The following is a 14,836-nucleotide window of genomic DNA, read 5'->3' as shown; positions in this document are numbered from 1 at the left end:
GGCGACTTGAACAGGGAGCGTCTGATGGACGCGACGACCGCCGACACCATCTTCCGCCCTGCGATACCGCCCCGGCGCGCGGGCAAACCGCTCTCGCTGCTGCCCTTCCTGTGGATCAGCTGGCGTGATCCGATCCAGATGTGGTCCGAGCGGCATTTCGTCGAGCCGCAACTGCATGGATCCTCGGCCTTTGGCGAAATCCTGGTGGTCAGTCATCCCGAGGGCGTGCGGCACGTCCTGACTGAGAACGCCGCCAACTATGTGAAGGGCGATCTGCAACGGCGTGTGCTGGGGCCGATGCTGGCTGAGGGCCTGCTGCTGACCGAGGGCGAGGTCTGGCGTCGCGCCCGGCGCATCCTCGCGCCCCTGTTCACCCCCGCCAAGATGGCGACCCTGAACGCAATGATGGCCGAGGTCTGTCACGCGCGTGTGGCTGCCTGGTCGCTGTCGGCGCGCGGGCGGGTGCTGGATATCGACAGCGAGATGTCGGGCCTGACCTTCGACATTCTGTCGGCGACCATGTTTTCGGACGAGCTGGGCGGCGAGGCCCGCGGGTTCGAGCGGGCGCTGAACCAGTTTCTGGCCAACGGCGCGCGCATCGATCCGCTGGACGTGCTGGGCGCGCCGGACTGGGCCCCGCGGCTGGGCCGCCTGGCCAGTTTCCGCTCGGCCCGCTTCTTCGAGCGGCGCGTCACCCGACTGGTCGAGGTCCGGCGCGCCCGCATCGACAGCGGCGACGCCCCGCCCGACGACCTGCTCAGCGCGCTTCTGCTGGCCACGGACGAGACCGGCGGTCCCGGCCTGACCGACGAAGAGGTCGCGGCCAACATCCTGACCTTCATCCTGGCGGGACACGAGACGACGGCCCGCGCCCTGGGCTGGACCCTGCATCTGCTGTCGCGCCAGCCGGAGTATTTGGCCCGGCTCCAGGCCGAGGCCGACGCCTTCGACGTCGCTGATCCGAAATGGGCCGAGGCCCTGCCCTGGACGCGCGCCGTGCTGGAGGAGACGATGCGCCTGTTTCCGCCCGCGCCGACCATGGCCCGCAAGGCCCTGGCCGACGATGAGATCGGCGGACAGACGATCAAGGCCGGCGCCACCGTCATCATCTCCCCGTGGATTCTCCAGCGTCACCAGCTGCTGTGGGACGACCCCGACGCCTTCAAGCCTGAGCGGTTCCTCCCTGAGAATCGCAAGGCCATTGATCGCTACGCCTACATTCCCTTCAGCGCCGGACCCCGCGTCTGCATCGGCGCCGCCTTCGCCCTGCAGGAGGCGATGATCGCCCTGGCCGCCATCCTTGGCGTCGCCGATGTCGAGGCCCTGACCAATGCGGAACCCCGTCCGGTCCACCAGATCACCCTGCGCAGCCGCGAGCCGATGCGATTGCGGCTGAGGGCGCGGCGCAAGGGCTGACCAAGCGGCGCCGTCGCCGTTCCGCCACGAACCGTCTATAGGTCGCGCCATCCTTCCCCTTGGAGGTCGCCCTTGCGCACCGCCATCCTGCTCCCACCGGGCTGCCTGTTTTCCGAATCCCAGCCGAACTCGATGGAGACGGTCGTACGGACGATGGCGGGCGTCGATCAGGGCGGCGAGACGCGTATCTTCTGCTGCAGCGGCGCGGACGACGACCAAGCGCCGGGCGTGGACGCCCTGCCGGCGGGGCGCAGCCGCATGCCCACCCTGATCAAAAGGCTGCGCGCCTTTCGGCCCGATGTGATCGAACATCATCAGCAGGTGAAACAGGCGTTGGCGGTGCAGCAGGCCCTGCCCGAGACGCCCCACCTGCTCTATCGTCACAACGCCCTGCGCCCGCCGCGCCACCCCATCGACCGATGGCGTTATCGGGCGCGTTATGAGAGGCTGGATGGCCTGATCTTCGTCAGCGTGGCGGAGCGCGACGCCTTCGTGCGCACCTTCCCCGACCTGGACGATCGAGCCTTCGCGGTGCCCAACCCCATCGACGCCGGCGCCTGGCTGGCCTCGCCCGAGGATCGAGAGCCGGTCATCGCCTTCGCCGGGCGCGCCATGCCGGAGAAAGGCCTCGATGTCCTGTGCGCGGCCCTGCCCGCCGTTCTGGACGCCCACCCCGACTGGCGCGCCGTTCTGATGCTGAACGACTGGGACGATCACGCGCGCTGGGCGGCCCAATATGTCGCGCCTCTCGAACGCTACGGCGACCGGGTCGAGGTGCTGAAGTCCGCGCCCTTGGGCGAGGTGCGGCGGCGGATGCAGACGGCGGCCATCGCCCTGACGCCGTCCGTATGGGACGAGCCGTTCGGCCTGACGGCCGTGGAGGCCCATGCGGCGGGCGCAGCGCTGATCTCCTCCGGCCGGGGCGGCCTTCGCGAGGCCAGCGGCGATCACGCCCTCTATGTTGACGCCGTAACGCCTGCGACCTTGCGGTCAGCCATGGACCGCCTGATCCGCAACCCGGAGGAGCGCGTCGCCCTGGCCCGCGCAGGGCAAGGCTACGTCATGGATGTTCATACGCCGCAACGCCGCGCCGCCGAACTGGAGCGGGTTCGTCAGGTCGTGAGGGACAGACGCCGATCGACGGCTGAACATGCCGCTCGGAAATCTGTCACATCGCCGCGATAGAGCCGGCCTGAAGTCCGGGAGCCTTCGATGACGACACGCGCCCTCTCTCGCCGTTCGATGCTGGCCGCCTTCGGGGGAAGCCTGGCGCTGTCGCATACCGGCCCCGCCCTGGCCCAGGCCGTCTTCGACACCAACCCCTTCCGACTGGGCGTCACGGCCGGCGATCCTCTGCCCGACGGCTTCGTCATCTGGACGCGTCTGGCGCCTGATCCCCTCGCCTATGGCTCCGGCATGCCCCGCGCGCCTGTCGCGGTGAAATGGGAGGTCGCCGCCGACCGGGGCTTCAACACCATCGTCCGCTCCGGCGAGGCGATCGCGCGACCAGAACTGGGCCACTCCGTACACGTCGAGGTCGAAGGGCTGGAGCCGGCCCGCCCCTATTTCTATCGTTTTCAATGCGGGACCGAACGCAGCGGCGTGGGCCGCGCCAAGACCGCCCCGCTGGTCGGCGCCTCGCCGGCTTCCGTCCGTTTCGGCGTCGCCGGCTGCCAGGCCTATGAGCAGGGCTACTACACCGCCCACCGCAAGATGGCGGCGGAGGATCTCGATTTCATCTTCTGCTACGGCGACTACATCTACGAAAATCGGGGCGACCCGATCTATCAGTCGGCCGCCGGCCCGCTGGACAATACGCGCGTCCACCTCGGTGGGGAGGTCTACAGCCTCGACGACTATCGCCGCCGCTATTCCCAGTACACGATGGATGCGGACCTGCTGGCCTCGCGCGCCTCGGCGGCCTGGTTCTGCACCTATGACGACCACGAGGTCGACAACGACTGGGTCAGCGAAACAGATCAGGAAGGCTCTCCGCCGGAGGTCTTCCTGCTGCGGCGCGCCGCCGCCATGCAGGCCTTCTACGAGTTCATGCCGATGCGGAAGTCGGCCTTCCCGCGCGGCGCCGGCATGCAGGCCTATCGCCGGGTCCAGTACGGCGACCTGCTGGACATGGCCTTCCTCGACACCCGACAGTTCCGCACGGACCAGCCCTGCGGCGGCCGCTTCAACGTCACCTGCCCCGGCATAGAGGCGACGGCGGCCCAGGTGCTGGGCGACGCTCAGGAGGCCTGGCTGCTGACCAATCTGGATCGCTCGAAGGCGCGCTGGAAGGCCCTGGCCCAGCAGGTCATGATGATGGATCTGAACCGCAACACCTCAGGCGGCCAGGGGGTCAACACCGACAGCTGGGCCGGCTATCGCGTGCCCCGCAATCGCCTGCTGCGCCACATCTGCGACCGCCGCATCGACAATGTCGTGGTCCTGACCGGCGACGAACATCAGAACTACGCTGGCGGCCTTTGGCTGGACGGCAGCCAGCCCGAAGGCGCCCCCATCGCGATCGAGTTCGTCGGCACCTCGATCAGCTCGCGCGGCGACGGGTCGGATCGCGGCTCCGACTACGAGCCGTTCATGGCGGCCAATCCCCAGCTGAAGTTCCGAAACTCTCAGCGCGGCTACATGGTCTGCGAAGCGACGCCCAACCTCTGGACCACCCAGTTCAAGGTTCTGGACAAGGTGTCGGACCGCGACGGGACGCTCAGCCTGCGCCAGACCATGGTGATCGAGGCCGGCTCGAACACCCTTACAACCGCCTGAGCGGTCGGCGCCGGATCAGACGACCGGAATCGCCTGAGACAACCGCCCGCCGACCCGGATCGGCTCGACCCGCACGGCCAGCCCAGTCCGGTCGTCGGTCTCGACGAAGACCCCGCACACGGTCGCCGGGCCGGAGGCCGGCATGTAGCGGCCGCCCGAAATCCGGGTGGTGAAGCGGCGCAGCGGCTCTTCCTTCTCGTTGCCGATCACGCTGTCGTAGTCGCAGCAGCCCCCGGCGTCGGTCTGATAGGCCGTGCCGCCGGGCAGGATCTGGCAGTCGGCGGTGGGCACATGGGTGTGGGTGCCGACCACCAGCGACGCGCGCCCGTCGCAGAAGTGGCCCATGGCCATCTTCTCGGACGTGACCTCGGCATGCATGTCCACGATAACGGCGTCCGCCACCGCGCCCAGCGGCGCCGCCGCCAGTTCGCGCTCCACCGCTCCGAACGGATCGTCCATCGGGTCCATATGCACCCGGCCCAGCACGTTCATGACCAGGACCGTCCGGCCCGAATGGGTCTCGAACAGATTGGCCCCGGCGCCCGGCGCATCCATCAGGCGCGGATAGTTGGCCGGCCGGATCAGGCGCGGCTCGCGCACGATATAGGTCAGCGCCTCGCGCTGGTCCCAGCTGTGGTTGCCCAGCGTCAGGCAGTCGGCGCCCGCCATGAACAGCTCGCGCGCCGTGTTCTCGGTGATGCCGAAACCGCCCGCGGCGTTCTCCGCATTCACGACCACGAAGTCGAGTTTCAGATCCCGCTTCAGGCCCGGAAGATGATCGCTTATGCCGTCACGGCCGGACTTGCCGATGACGTCGCCGAAAAATGCCAGTCTCATTGGAAAGCCGTATAGCCGGTCTCGGTCAGAACGCCATGCAGTCGAATGTCGTGAGGCTCCAGCGCCAGCCGCTCGAGCCTTTGGCCGGCATAGGCGAAACCGATGCGGATGGCGTCGGGTCGGGCGGCGAACGTCCGGTCGTAATAGCCGCCGCCCTGCCCCAGGCGCCCGCCCTGATCGTCAAAGGCCAGCAGCGGCGTTAGGATCAGGTCCGGCATGACGACCTCGGCCAGCGGCAGCGGCGCGGGGCATCCGGCGGCGTCTATCTCCAGCGGCTCACCGGGCGACCAGGCGCGGAACTCCATCGGCGCGTCGCGCTGGACCACGACCGGCAGGCACAGCCGGCGGCCCGCCGCCTCAAGCGCCGCGGCCAGCGCGTCGGTATCCAGCTCCGACCCCATGGCGCGATAGAGCGCGACGATCCGAGCGGCCGGAAGCGCATCGGCATGGTCCGCCGCCCGGCTGGCGGCCAGCGGGTCGACCTCGGCCAGACGCTTGCGCAAGGCGCGGGCGGCCGATCGAGTTTTGTGCTTGTTCATGATCGCTCCCTATCCATGCCAAGTCTTACAGACCAGCGCACCAATCGCGCTCAAGCAGCGGAGCGACCGCGTCGCGAGCGTTAGCGCCAAGAAAAAGAGAGGAAGGTGGCGGCGCCGCGCGAACCGTGAAGAACGTTTAAATCCTCTCGACCTGGGTAGCCAGGTGGGCTCCGTATGCCCAAGCCCTCGAGCCCGGACAGGGACAGATCCCTATGAGTGAATTAAGGTCAGAAGGATATGTTGTCTTCGACGTGAGCCGCAGCATGACCCGCCGTCGATCAAGATAGGCCTTCGCCGCGCCCGACGCCAGCATCCGCAGCGGAATAATCGCCTAGAGGTTTTGGGCGATCTTTTCGATCCGCGCGGCGACGGCGTTCAGCGCCTCGGCCACCCCGTCCGTCGAAGCCGCCGCCTGGGCGGTCGCTGACGAAGGCCCCGCCTTGCCGGCGTTCAGCCGCGCCTCATGCAGTTCGTCGGCCAGGATCAGCGCGGACATCAGAAACAGCCGCAGATCGCCGACATGGCCCACGTCGCCTGCGACCTGGCGCACTTGGTTGTCGAACTGTTTGGCCAAAATGCGGACCCGCTCTTCCTGCCCGTCGGCGCAGCCCACCGCATAGGGGCGACCGTTGACCTCGACCGTCACTGTCGCCATCAGCCGGCCTCGCTTTCGGCCAGGGCCTCGCGCACGGCCTGGGCGGCGCGGCCCAGCGCCTCGGACGCCTCGCGTCCTGCGGCCTCCAGCTCGGCCACACGAGCCGCATCACCACGGGGCGCGAACAGATCGTCGTCCGCGATCGCGGGCGCCGAGGCGGGCCGCGCCTTCAGCTCCAGAATCTTGCGTTCCAGTTCGGCCAGGGCGCGGTCGATACGCGCCCGTGCGGCCGTGGTGGCGTCTGCCATCGGTCGCTCCTTTAGATTCCGTATAGAAGCCGACGACGCGCCGGGGTAAAGGGGCGCGCCCCCTTTTTCCGCCTTCCCAACAGAGGTCTCCACAGTGACCGACGCCAAAACCGCACCAAAGGCCACGCCCGAGCAGATGGCGAACGCCATCCGCGTCCTCGCCATGGACGGCGTCGAGAAGGCCAAGTCCGGCCACCCCGGCATGCCGATGGGCATGGCCGACGTCGCCACGGTGCTGTTTTCCCGCTTCCTGAAGTTCGACGCCTCGCGCCCCGACTGGGCCGACCGCGATCGCTTCATCCTGTCGGCCGGCCACGGCTCGATGCTGATCTACGCCCTGCTGCACCTGACCGGCTACAAGGGCGCGACGAAGGAAGAACTGTCCAACTTCCGCCAGTGGGGCTCCAAGACCGCAGGCCACCCGGAGTACGGCCATATGCCGGGCGTCGAGGTCACCACCGGCCCGCTGGGTCAGGGCCTGGCCACCTCGGTCGGTTTCGCCATGGCCGAGCGCCATCTGGCGGCGAAGTATGGCGATGATCTGGTCGATCACCGCACCTGGGTCATCGCCGGTGACGGCTGCCTGATGGAAGGCGTGTCGCAGGAAGCCATCGCGCTTGCCGGCCGCTACAAGCTGAACAAGCTGCACGTCCTGTGGGACGACAACGAGATCACCATCGACGGCAAGGTCTCCCTGTCGGACACCACCGATCAGAAGGCTCGCTTCAAGGCCGCGGGCTGGGCGGTTAAGGCGATCGACGGTCACGACATGAACGCCATCAAGGGCGCGATGAAGTGGGCCATGCGTCAGGACAAGCCCACCCTGATCGCCTGCAAGACCAAGATCGGCAAGGGCGCCGCCACCATGGAAGGCAGCCACAAGACCCACGGCGCGGCCCTGGGCGCCGCCGAGATCGCCGCCACGCGCCTCGGCTTGGCCTGGGATCACGATCCCTTCGAAATGCCCCAGACGATCGCCGACGCCTGGAAGAAGGTCGGCCGTCGCGGCGCCAAGGACCGCAAGAAGTGGGAAGCCCGCCTCGCCGCCTCGGCCCAGGCCGCCGACTTCACCCGCGCCATGAAGGGCGACCTGCCCGAGGCCGCCTTCGACGCCCTGAACGCCAAGATCGCCGAACTGGTCGAGACCCAGCCGGCCCAGGCGACGCGCCAGTCTTCGGGCGCGGCGCTCGACGAACTGTTCGCCGCCATTCCCGAACTGGTCGGCGGCTCGGCCGACCTGACCGGCTCGAACAACACCTTCGTCAAGGGCACGCCGATCCTGGATGCGCCGACCTATGAAGGTCGCTACGTCAACTGGGGCATCCGCGAGTTCGGCATGGCCGCGGCCATGAACGGCCTGGCCCTGCACGGCGGGGTCATCCCCTACGGCGGCACCTTCATGGTGTTTTCCGACTACAGCCGCCCGGCCATCCGCCTGGGCGCCTTGATGGGCGTGCGCGCCATCCACGTCCTGACGCACGATTCGATCGGCCTGGGCGAAGACGGCCCGACGCACCAGCCGGTCGAACATCTGGCGGCCCTGCGCGCCGTTCCGAACCTGCTGGTCTTCCGTCCCGCCGACACCATCGAGGCCATGGAATGCTGGCAGATCGCCCTGCAGACCAAGACCGCGCCGTCGGCCCTGGCCCTGTCGCGCCAGAAGACCCCGGCCGTCCGCACCGTCGCCGCGACCGAAAACCTGTCCGCCAAGGGCGCCTATGAGATCAAGGCCGCCAACGGCGACGCCAAAGTGACCCTGTTCGGCACCGGCACGGAACTGGCCCTGGCGCTGAAGGCCGCCGAGACGCTGGAAGCCGAAGGCGTGGCGACCCGCGTCGTCTCGGTCCCCTCGTTCGAACTGTTCGAACAGCAGGACGCCGCCTACCAGGCCTCGGTCATCGGCCGCGGCACGGTCCGCGTCGCCGTGGAAGCCGCGATCAAGCAAGGCTGGGAACGCTTCATCGGCGAAGACGGCGCCTTCATCGGCATGACCGGCTTCGGCGCCTCGGCCCCGGCCGAGGTCCTCTACGAAAAGTTCGGCATCACCTCGGAGGCGGTCGTCGCGGCGGTGAAGGCGCGGCTTTAAAACTCGGATCACTCCCCCGTGCGCCACGTTTCACGGGGGAGATTTTTTGAAAGCAGAAGTCATGAGCCGCATAGGCGCGATCAGCCTGCTTGTTCACGACTATGACGCGGCCATCGCCTTCTATGTCGGAAAGCTGGGGTTCGCGCTCAGCGAAGATACCGACATGGGCGGTGGCAAACGCTGGGTGCGCGTCACCCCCAAAGGCGGCGAGACCAGCCTGCTGCTGGCGCGCGCCACGACCGACGCGCAGAAGGCTCAGGTCGGCAACCAGGCCGGCGGCCGGGTCTGGCTGTTTCTGGAGACGGACGACCTGATGCGCGACCACGACGCCTGGCTTGCCGCCGGCGTCCACTTCCGCGAAACCCCGCGACATGAAACCTATGGCAAGGTGGTGGTCTTCGAAGACCTCTACGGCAACGCCTGGGACCTGATCGAACCCGCTACCGGAGCCCGACGCCCATGAAACTCGGCACCCCGCTTTCCGACACCGCCGTGCGCGTCATGCTGCTGGGCTCGGGCGAACTGGGCAAGGAAGTCGCCATCGAGCTTCAGCGGCTCGGCGTCGAGGTCATCGCCGTCGATCGTTATCCCAACGCCCCGGCCATGCAGGTGGCGCACCGCAGCCACGTCATCCCCATGACCGACGTCCAGGTGCTGAACGGCGTCATCCTGGCCGAGGCCCCGCACTTCATCGTGCCCGAGATCGAGGCCATCGCCACCGAGATTCTGGCCGATATCGAGGCCGCCGGCATGGCGACGGTCGTCCCGACGGCTCGCGCGGTGCAGCTGACGATGAACCGCGAGGGCATCCGCAAACTGGCCGCCGAAGAGCTGGGCCTGCCCACCAGCGCCTACGCCTTCGCCGGCTCGGCCGAGGAACTGGCCGCCGGGGCCGAGGCCGTCGGCTATCCCAACTTCGTCAAGCCGGTCATGTCCTCATCGGGCAAAGGCCAGTCTTTCGTCGAAAGCGCCGATGAAATCGCCGACGCCTGGACCTACGCCCAGGACAGCGGCCGCGTCGCCGGCGCCCGCGTCATCGTCGAGGGACGCATCGATTTCGACTTCGAGATCACACTGCTGACCGTCCGCTCGCGCGACGCCGACGGCTCGACCCGCACGGACTTCTGTGCGCCCATCGGCCACCGTCAGGTCAAAGGCGACTATGTCGAAAGCTGGCAGCCGCAGGCCATGACGCCCGCTGCGCTGGCCGCCGCGCAGGACATCGCCGGCAAGGTGACGGAGGCCCTGGGGGGATGGGGCGTCTTCGGCGTCGAACTGTTCGTCAAAGGCGATCAGGTCTGGTTCTCCGAGGTTTCTCCTCGCCCGCACGACACCGGCCTGGTCACCCTGGCCAGCCAGACACAAACCGAGTTTGCGCTGCACGCCCGCGCCATCCTGGGCCTGCCCGTCGACGTGACCCAGAGCGAGCCCGCCGCCAGCGCCGTCATCTACGGCGGCCTGGACGCGCAAGGAATCGCCTTCGAGGGCGTGGCGGAGGCCCTGTCGGTCCCGACCGCCGATCTGCGTCTGTTCGGAAAGCCCGAGGCCTTCGAGCGCCGCCGCATGGGCGTGGCTGTCGCCCGCGGCGCCGATGTCGAACAGGCCCGCGACCGCGCGCGTGAGGCCGCCGGACGGGTCAAGGTCGTTCGGAACTGACACCGCCGTCTCCTCCCCGCTAGCGGGGAGGGGGACCGCGAAGCGGTGGAGGGGTTCCTGAAGTCCCATTGGCGCTCGTGATGCCGTTAAGAACCCCTCCGCCTCTCCGCTACGCTTCGAGCCACCTCCCCATGAATGGGGAGGAGACGTATTTCTACGACTTTAGTCGATTGGCCTTGTCCCGCATTGTGGTGCAAACCAAGGGCGAGGGCCGCAGTCAGCCGGCCGGGAGGGATCTGTCGTGGGCAAACTCAGCACACCCATAATCTTCGGCGCTATCGCCATCCTGGGGGCGGTGTCCCTCGGCATCATCGCCCTGCATCAGGGCGAGAGCATCAGCGCGGTCTGGATGGTGGTCGCCGCCGTCTGCACCTATGCGATCGCCTATCGGTTCTACAGCCGCTACCTGGCCAACAAGGTCATGCAGCTGAACCCCGCGCGCCTGACACCGGCCATGCGCCGCAACGACGGGCTCGACTATGTGCCGACGCCCAAGAATGTCCTGTTCGGCCACCACTTCGCCGCCATCGCCGGCGCGGGACCGCTGGTCGGGCCGGTGCTGGCCGCCCAGATGGGCTATCTGCCGGGCGTCCTGTGGATTCTGGTCGGCGCCGTGCTGGCCGGCGCGGTGCAGGACATGATGGTCCTGTTCATGTCCACGCGTCGCGACGGCAAGTCGCTGGGCGACATGATCCGCACCGAAATGGGCAACATCCCCGGCATCATCGCCCAGGTGGGCGTCCTGATGATCATGGTCATCATCCTGGCGGTTCTGGCCCTGGTCGTGGTCAAGGCTCTGGCCGAAAGCCCGTGGGGCACGTTCACCGTCGCCGCCACCATCCCCATCGCCATCTTCATGGGCCTCTACACCCGCTTCCTGCGGCCGGGCCGCGTGGGCGAGGTGTCGGTGATCGGCGTCATCCTGCTGATCCTAGCCATCATCGGCGGCGGCCATATCGCGGCTGATCCGTTCTGGGGCCCGGCCTTCACCCTGACCGGCCCGACCCTGGCGATCCTGATGATGGTCTATGGCTTCATCGCCTCAGTCATTCCGGTGTGGCTGCTCCTGGCGCCGCGCGACTACCTGTCGACCTTCCTGAAGATCGGCGCGATCGTGGCCCTGGCCGTCGGCATTCTGATCGTGCGTCCGCATCTGCAGATGCCGGCCATCACCTCCTTCATCGACGGCACCGGCCCGGTCTTCGCCGGCTCCCTGTTCCCCTTCCTGTTCATCACCATCGCCTGCGGCGCGGTGTCGGGCTTCCACGCGCTGATCTCGTCGGGCACCACGCCCAAGCTGCTGGAGAACGAAGCCCAGATCCCGATGATCGGCTACGGCGCCATGCTGTGCGAAAGCTTCGTCGCCGTCATGGCCCTGATCGCCGCCACGGTTCTGGATCCGGCCGTCTATTTCGCCATGAACAGCCCGGTCGCCGTCATCGGCAAGGATGCGGCCTCCGCCGCCGCCGCCGTGGCCCAGTGGGGCTTCCACATCACGCCCGGAGAGCTTGAGCAGCTGGCCCGCGACGTGGGCGAACATTCGATCCTGTCGCGCGCAGGCGGCGCCCCGACCCTGGCGGTCGGCATGGCGCACATCCTGTCCGGCGTGATTGGCGGCAAGGCCATGATGGCCTTCTGGTATCACTTCGCCATCCTGTTCGAGGCCCTGTTCATCCTGACCACCGTGGACGCCGGCACCCGCGTCTGCCGCTTCATGATCCAGGATCTGCTGGGCGTCGCCGTCCCCAAGATGCGCGAGACCAAGTCGTGGGGCGCCAACGTCGTCGCCACGGCCCTGACGGTCGGGCTGTGGGGCTATTTCCTCTACACCGGCGTGGTCGATCCGCTCGGCGGCATCAACAGCCTGTGGCCCCTGTTCGGCATCGCCAACCAGATGCTGGCCGCCGTCGCCCTGATCCTGGGCACCGTCGTCCTGTTCAAGATGAAGCGCGAGAAGTTCGCCTGGGTCATGGTCGTTCCCGCGACCTGGCTGCTGATCTGCACCCTGACGGCGGGCTTCCAGAAGCTGTTCCACCCGGACGTCCGCATCGGCTTCCTGTCCCACGCCCGCAAATATCAGGAGGCGCTGGGTGCCGGCGAACTGATCGCCCCGGCCAAGAGCATCGGCGACATGCACCGCATCGTGGTCAATGACTACGTCAACTCGACGCTGACGGCGGGCTTCCTGTTCGTGGTCGTGACCATGGTCTTCTATGGCGTGCTGGCGTGCCGCAAGGCCTATGCGAACAACCGCCCGACGGTCCGCGAGTATCCGGAAAGCCACCAACTGACGGCGGCCGACGAGGCGGCGGATGCGGCCCGTGCCTAACCCGTCGCAAGACGACCTGCTGTGCCTGTGCCGCGACGCCGCCCTGCGGTGGGGTCGCGGCGTCCGGCGCACGGCCGGCGCCATGATCGGTCAGCCGGATTATCAGGCCTATGTCGATCACGCGGCGGCGACCCATCCCGACCAGCCGCCGCTGGACAAGACCGCCTTCTTCCGCCTGCACGAGCAGCGCCGCTTCGGCGGCGCCGGCGGGTTCAAATGCTGCTGATCTAGAGGCCGCTGGCGGGGGTGTCGGCCCTGGCGCGATCCTCGGCCTGAAGGGCGGCGATCGCCGTCTCCAGTGTCGGATCGTCGCCCGCGCGGCGCTGGGCCACGGTGCGGGGCGCGGCGATGTCCGGCGTGACCCCCCGCTTCTCCAGCCGAATCCCGCCCGAAGTCACGAAGTCCGCCCGGCTGAGCGTCAGCCGCCCACCGTCCGGCAGATTGGTCTCCTGGGCGATCAGCACCGATCCCCCTGTTTTCTCGCCCACCACGATGCCGCGACGCGCTTCCTGCAAGGCGGCCGGCGTCAGTTCGGCGGCGCTGCGGCTGCCTTGGTCCACCAGAACCGCCACATCATTGGCCAGGGGATCGCGCCGATCGCCGCAGTCGCCAGCCGCCCTCAGCACCACCGGCCGGCCGCTGCGTCCCGTCCGCGTCGCCCAGACCTGATCGCGCGGGAGGAAGCAGGTCAGGACCGATTCCGCCTCCATCAGCCGCCCGCCGGGATTGCCGCGCAGGTCCAGCACCACGTCGATATCCGGCGGCAAGCCTTCCAGTTCGCTGCCCATCCAGGCGCCCAGCCCCTTGTCGAACTGCTCGATGCGCAGCACCAGCACCCCCGGTCGCGACTTGTCGGCGGTGAATGGTTCGATGGCCTCCATCACCCGCGGCGTCAGGGCGATCTCGCGCCTCTGTCCCGCATCGTCGGTCAGGACCAGTTGCACCGGAACCCCGTCATAGGTCTCGACATCCGGTCCCCAGGGCTGCCCATCGACCGAGTTCAGGGCCCAGCCCATCTGCACGCCCGCCGCCTCGGCCGGAGAGCCCGGCCGGACACGCTCGACGGTCCAGTCGTCCGGCGTCTCGCCCCGCATGAGGGTCAGGCCCATCACGGCGCGCCGGGCGAACTGCGCCTCCTGACGCCGCACCGCCGCCGGCGGACTGGCCGCCGCATGACCGTCGTCCAGCAGATCCAGCATCGCATTGATGACGCGGTACAGCCCCCGCTCGTCGCTCGCCGCGAGGGCCTGGGGCCGGAACGTCGACCGCGCGGCGTTCCAGTCCACGCCGTGCAGGGTCGGATCGTAATAGCCCCGCCGCACCTCGCTCCACACCCGGTCGAACACCCGCTGGTTCAGCCGCGCGCGGTCACGCGAGAGCGCTGCGACGACGACCGGATCGACCACCGGCGAATTCGCTGGTTGGGCCACGGCCGGAACGCTCAACGGCAGGCCGAGCAACAGAAGGCTGAAAAGCCGCGTGGAAACGCTCAGACGCATGACCACCATCTGACGTCAGTCGCCCGCTTCGCTCAAGTCACGACTGCGCGCTATTCCGGCACCCGCGCCCCGTCCCAGGCGAAGACGCCGCCGCTGTCGGCCGGGGTCAGGTTCGACAGCACGGACAGCAGCCGCCCGGCGGAATGGTCGGCCGTGAACAGCTTGCCCTCCGCCACCCCCTTCTGGAACGGGGCGCTCAGGTCCGTCGCCACCGTGCCCGGATGCAGGCCGGCGATCACCGCCTGCGGATGGCTGCGCGCCATCTCGACCGACAGAGTGCGCAGGATCATGTTCAGCGCCGCCTTGGACGCCCGATAGGCGTGCCAGCCGCCCAGCCGGTTGTCGGCAATCGACCCCACCCGCGCCGACAGGGCCGCGAACACCGCGCGCCGATCGCGCGGCATCAGCGACAGCAGATGTTTCGCCGCCAGCGCAGGCCCCACCGCATTGACGCGGTAGTCCCGCGACAGGTGTTCCGCATCCAACTGACGAAACGACCGTTCCGGCTGAAGCCCGTCGTGCAGCACCCCGGTCGCCACGACGATCAGGGTTGGGGCTGGCCCCATGCCGATCCGTTCGGCCGCGGACGCCAGACTGGCCTCATCCTCCAGGTCGGCGGCCAACCCTAGCGCGCCTGCCACATCCGTGCCCGACCGCGACACGGCCCACACCGTATCGAACGCGCCGTCCGCCAAGATCCGCTCGACCATCGCCCGGCCAATGCCGCCCGTGGCCCCGATCACCACCGCCGATCCGTTCATCGCGTCTCCCTTCCTCGTTCGTCCCATGATAG

At 68.3% G+C, this 14,836-nt stretch carries 14 protein-coding genes and 1 other RNA gene; 8 read left to right on the top strand and 7 right to left on the bottom strand.

Annotated elements, in window-relative coordinates; genetic code table 11:
- The first annotated feature begins 24 nt into the window (after positions 1-24).
- From DT343_RS16035 to DT343_RS16025, 3 genes are all read left to right on the top strand, one after another.
- The gene (locus DT343_RS16035) at positions 25-1,416 is read left to right on the top strand and encodes a cytochrome P450 (RefSeq protein WP_112863654.1); all 1,392 of its coding nucleotides are present in this window, start codon (positions 25-27) and stop codon (positions 1,414-1,416) included.
- A 72-nt stretch (positions 1,417-1,488) separates the two neighbouring features.
- The gene (locus DT343_RS16030) at positions 1,489-2,601 is read left to right on the top strand and encodes a glycosyltransferase family 4 protein (RefSeq protein WP_112863653.1); all 1,113 of its coding nucleotides are present in this window, start codon (positions 1,489-1,491) and stop codon (positions 2,599-2,601) included.
- Between the two features lie 27 nt (positions 2,602-2,628).
- Complete coding sequence (locus tag DT343_RS16025; protein ID WP_112863652.1) at positions 2,629-4,194, top strand: alkaline phosphatase D family protein; 1,566 nt, start codon at positions 2,629-2,631, stop codon at positions 4,192-4,194.
- A gap of 15 nt (positions 4,195-4,209) precedes the next feature.
- On the opposite strand, the gene DT343_RS16020 is transcribed toward DT343_RS16025, so the two are convergent.
- The 5 genes from DT343_RS16020 to DT343_RS16000 all read right to left on the bottom strand — a co-directional run bounded on the left by DT343_RS16020 (position 4,210) and on the right by DT343_RS16000 (position 6,473).
- Positions 4,210-5,031: a TIGR00282 family metallophosphoesterase gene (locus tag DT343_RS16020; protein ID WP_045809851.1), complete on the bottom strand. Its 822-nt coding sequence runs from the start codon at positions 5,029-5,031 to the stop codon at positions 4,210-4,212.
- Complete coding sequence (locus DT343_RS16015; RefSeq protein ID WP_112863651.1) at positions 5,028-5,570, bottom strand: 5-formyltetrahydrofolate cyclo-ligase; 543 nt, start codon at positions 5,568-5,570, stop codon at positions 5,028-5,030. Before DT343_RS16015 ends, DT343_RS16020 begins: the two co-directional genes overlap by 4 nt.
- 107 nt (positions 5,571-5,677) lie before the next feature.
- Positions 5,678-5,838, bottom strand: a non-coding RNA gene (gene ssrS, locus DT343_RS16010) — 6S RNA.
- A 63-nt stretch (positions 5,839-5,901) separates the two neighbouring features.
- On the bottom strand, positions 5,902-6,225 hold the full coding sequence (locus DT343_RS16005; protein WP_112863650.1) for a cell division protein ZapA: 324 nt from the start codon (positions 6,223-6,225) through the stop codon (positions 5,902-5,904).
- A complete protein-coding gene (locus DT343_RS16000; protein ID WP_112863649.1) occupies positions 6,225-6,473 on the bottom strand; it encodes a hypothetical protein in 249 nt (82 codons plus the stop codon). Before DT343_RS16000 ends, DT343_RS16005 begins: the two co-directional genes overlap by 1 nt.
- A gap of 94 nt (positions 6,474-6,567) precedes the next feature.
- Here DT343_RS16000 and tkt point away from each other — a divergent pair, with 94 nt between their 5' ends.
- The 5 genes from tkt to DT343_RS15975 all read left to right on the top strand — a co-directional run bounded on the left by tkt (position 6,568) and on the right by DT343_RS15975 (position 12,770).
- Positions 6,568-8,559: a transketolase gene (gene tkt, locus DT343_RS15995; protein ID WP_112863648.1), complete on the top strand. Its 1,992-nt coding sequence runs from the start codon at positions 6,568-6,570 to the stop codon at positions 8,557-8,559.
- A 61-nt stretch (positions 8,560-8,620) separates the two neighbouring features.
- Positions 8,621-9,022 carry a VOC family protein gene (locus DT343_RS15990; RefSeq protein WP_112863647.1) on the top strand — a complete coding sequence of 134 codons (402 nt, stop codon included), beginning with the start codon at positions 8,621-8,623 and terminating at the stop codon, positions 9,020-9,022.
- Entirely contained in the window at positions 9,019-10,215 is a 1,197-nt protein-coding gene (gene purT, locus DT343_RS15985) for a formate-dependent phosphoribosylglycinamide formyltransferase (RefSeq protein WP_112863646.1), read from the top strand. Before DT343_RS15990 ends, purT begins: the two co-directional genes overlap by 4 nt.
- A 241-nt stretch (positions 10,216-10,456) precedes the next feature.
- On the top strand, positions 10,457-12,544 hold the full coding sequence (locus tag DT343_RS15980; protein WP_112863645.1) for a carbon starvation CstA family protein: 2,088 nt from the start codon (positions 10,457-10,459) through the stop codon (positions 12,542-12,544).
- Positions 12,528-12,770, top strand: coding sequence for a YbdD/YjiX family protein (locus DT343_RS15975; RefSeq protein WP_255366543.1), 243 nt, complete (start codon positions 12,528-12,530; stop codon positions 12,768-12,770). Before DT343_RS15980 ends, DT343_RS15975 begins: the two co-directional genes overlap by 17 nt.
- Before the next feature lies 1 nt (position 12,771).
- On the opposite strand, the gene DT343_RS15970 is transcribed toward DT343_RS15975, so the two are convergent.
- On the bottom strand, positions 12,772-14,043 hold the full coding sequence (locus DT343_RS15970; protein WP_258522600.1) for a S41 family peptidase: 1,272 nt from the start codon (positions 14,041-14,043) through the stop codon (positions 12,772-12,774).
- A 50-nt stretch (positions 14,044-14,093) separates the two neighbouring features.
- Complete coding sequence (locus DT343_RS15965) at positions 14,094-14,804, bottom strand: SDR family NAD(P)-dependent oxidoreductase (protein WP_112863643.1); 711 nt, start codon at positions 14,802-14,804, stop codon at positions 14,094-14,096.
- Positions 14,805-14,836: the final 32 nt, after the last annotated feature.

Origin of the sequence: Brevundimonas vesicularis (genome assembly GCF_900445985.1) — a bacterium.
GTDB lineage: Bacteria > Pseudomonadota > Alphaproteobacteria > Caulobacterales > Caulobacteraceae > Brevundimonas > Brevundimonas vesicularis_D.
Note: the sequence above shows the minus strand (reverse complement) of the source record. Positions and strands in the feature narration are given on the sequence as shown.

Excerpts from the sequence above, each read along its gene's own strand:
- DT343_RS15965 (WP_112863643.1), bottom strand. The coding sequence starts at position 14,804 with ATGAACGGATCGGCGGTGGTGATCGGGGCCACGGGCGGCATTGGCCGG.
- DT343_RS16015 (WP_112863651.1), bottom strand. The coding sequence starts at position 5,570 with ATGAACAAGCACAAAACTCGATCGGCCGCCCGCGCCTTGCGCAAGCGT.
- DT343_RS16000 (WP_112863649.1), bottom strand. The coding sequence starts at position 6,473 with ATGGCAGACGCCACCACGGCCGCACGGGCGCGTATCGACCGCGCCCTG.
- DT343_RS16005 (WP_112863650.1), bottom strand. The coding sequence starts at position 6,225 with ATGGCGACAGTGACGGTCGAGGTCAACGGTCGCCCCTATGCGGTGGGC.
- DT343_RS15975 (WP_255366543.1), top strand. The coding sequence starts at position 12,528 with ATGCGGCCCGTGCCTAACCCGTCGCAAGACGACCTGCTGTGCCTGTGC.
- DT343_RS16035 (WP_112863654.1), top strand. The coding sequence starts at position 25 with ATGGACGCGACGACCGCCGACACCATCTTCCGCCCTGCGATACCGCCC.
- DT343_RS15990 (WP_112863647.1), top strand. The coding sequence starts at position 8,621 with ATGAGCCGCATAGGCGCGATCAGCCTGCTTGTTCACGACTATGACGCG.
- DT343_RS16020 (WP_045809851.1), bottom strand. The coding sequence starts at position 5,031 with ATGAGACTGGCATTTTTCGGCGACGTCATCGGCAAGTCCGGCCGTGAC.
- DT343_RS16025 (WP_112863652.1), top strand. The coding sequence starts at position 2,629 with ATGACGACACGCGCCCTCTCTCGCCGTTCGATGCTGGCCGCCTTCGGG.
- DT343_RS15970 (WP_258522600.1), bottom strand. The coding sequence starts at position 14,043 with ATGCGTCTGAGCGTTTCCACGCGGCTTTTCAGCCTTCTGTTGCTCGGC.
- purT (WP_112863646.1), top strand. The coding sequence starts at position 9,019 with ATGAAACTCGGCACCCCGCTTTCCGACACCGCCGTGCGCGTCATGCTG.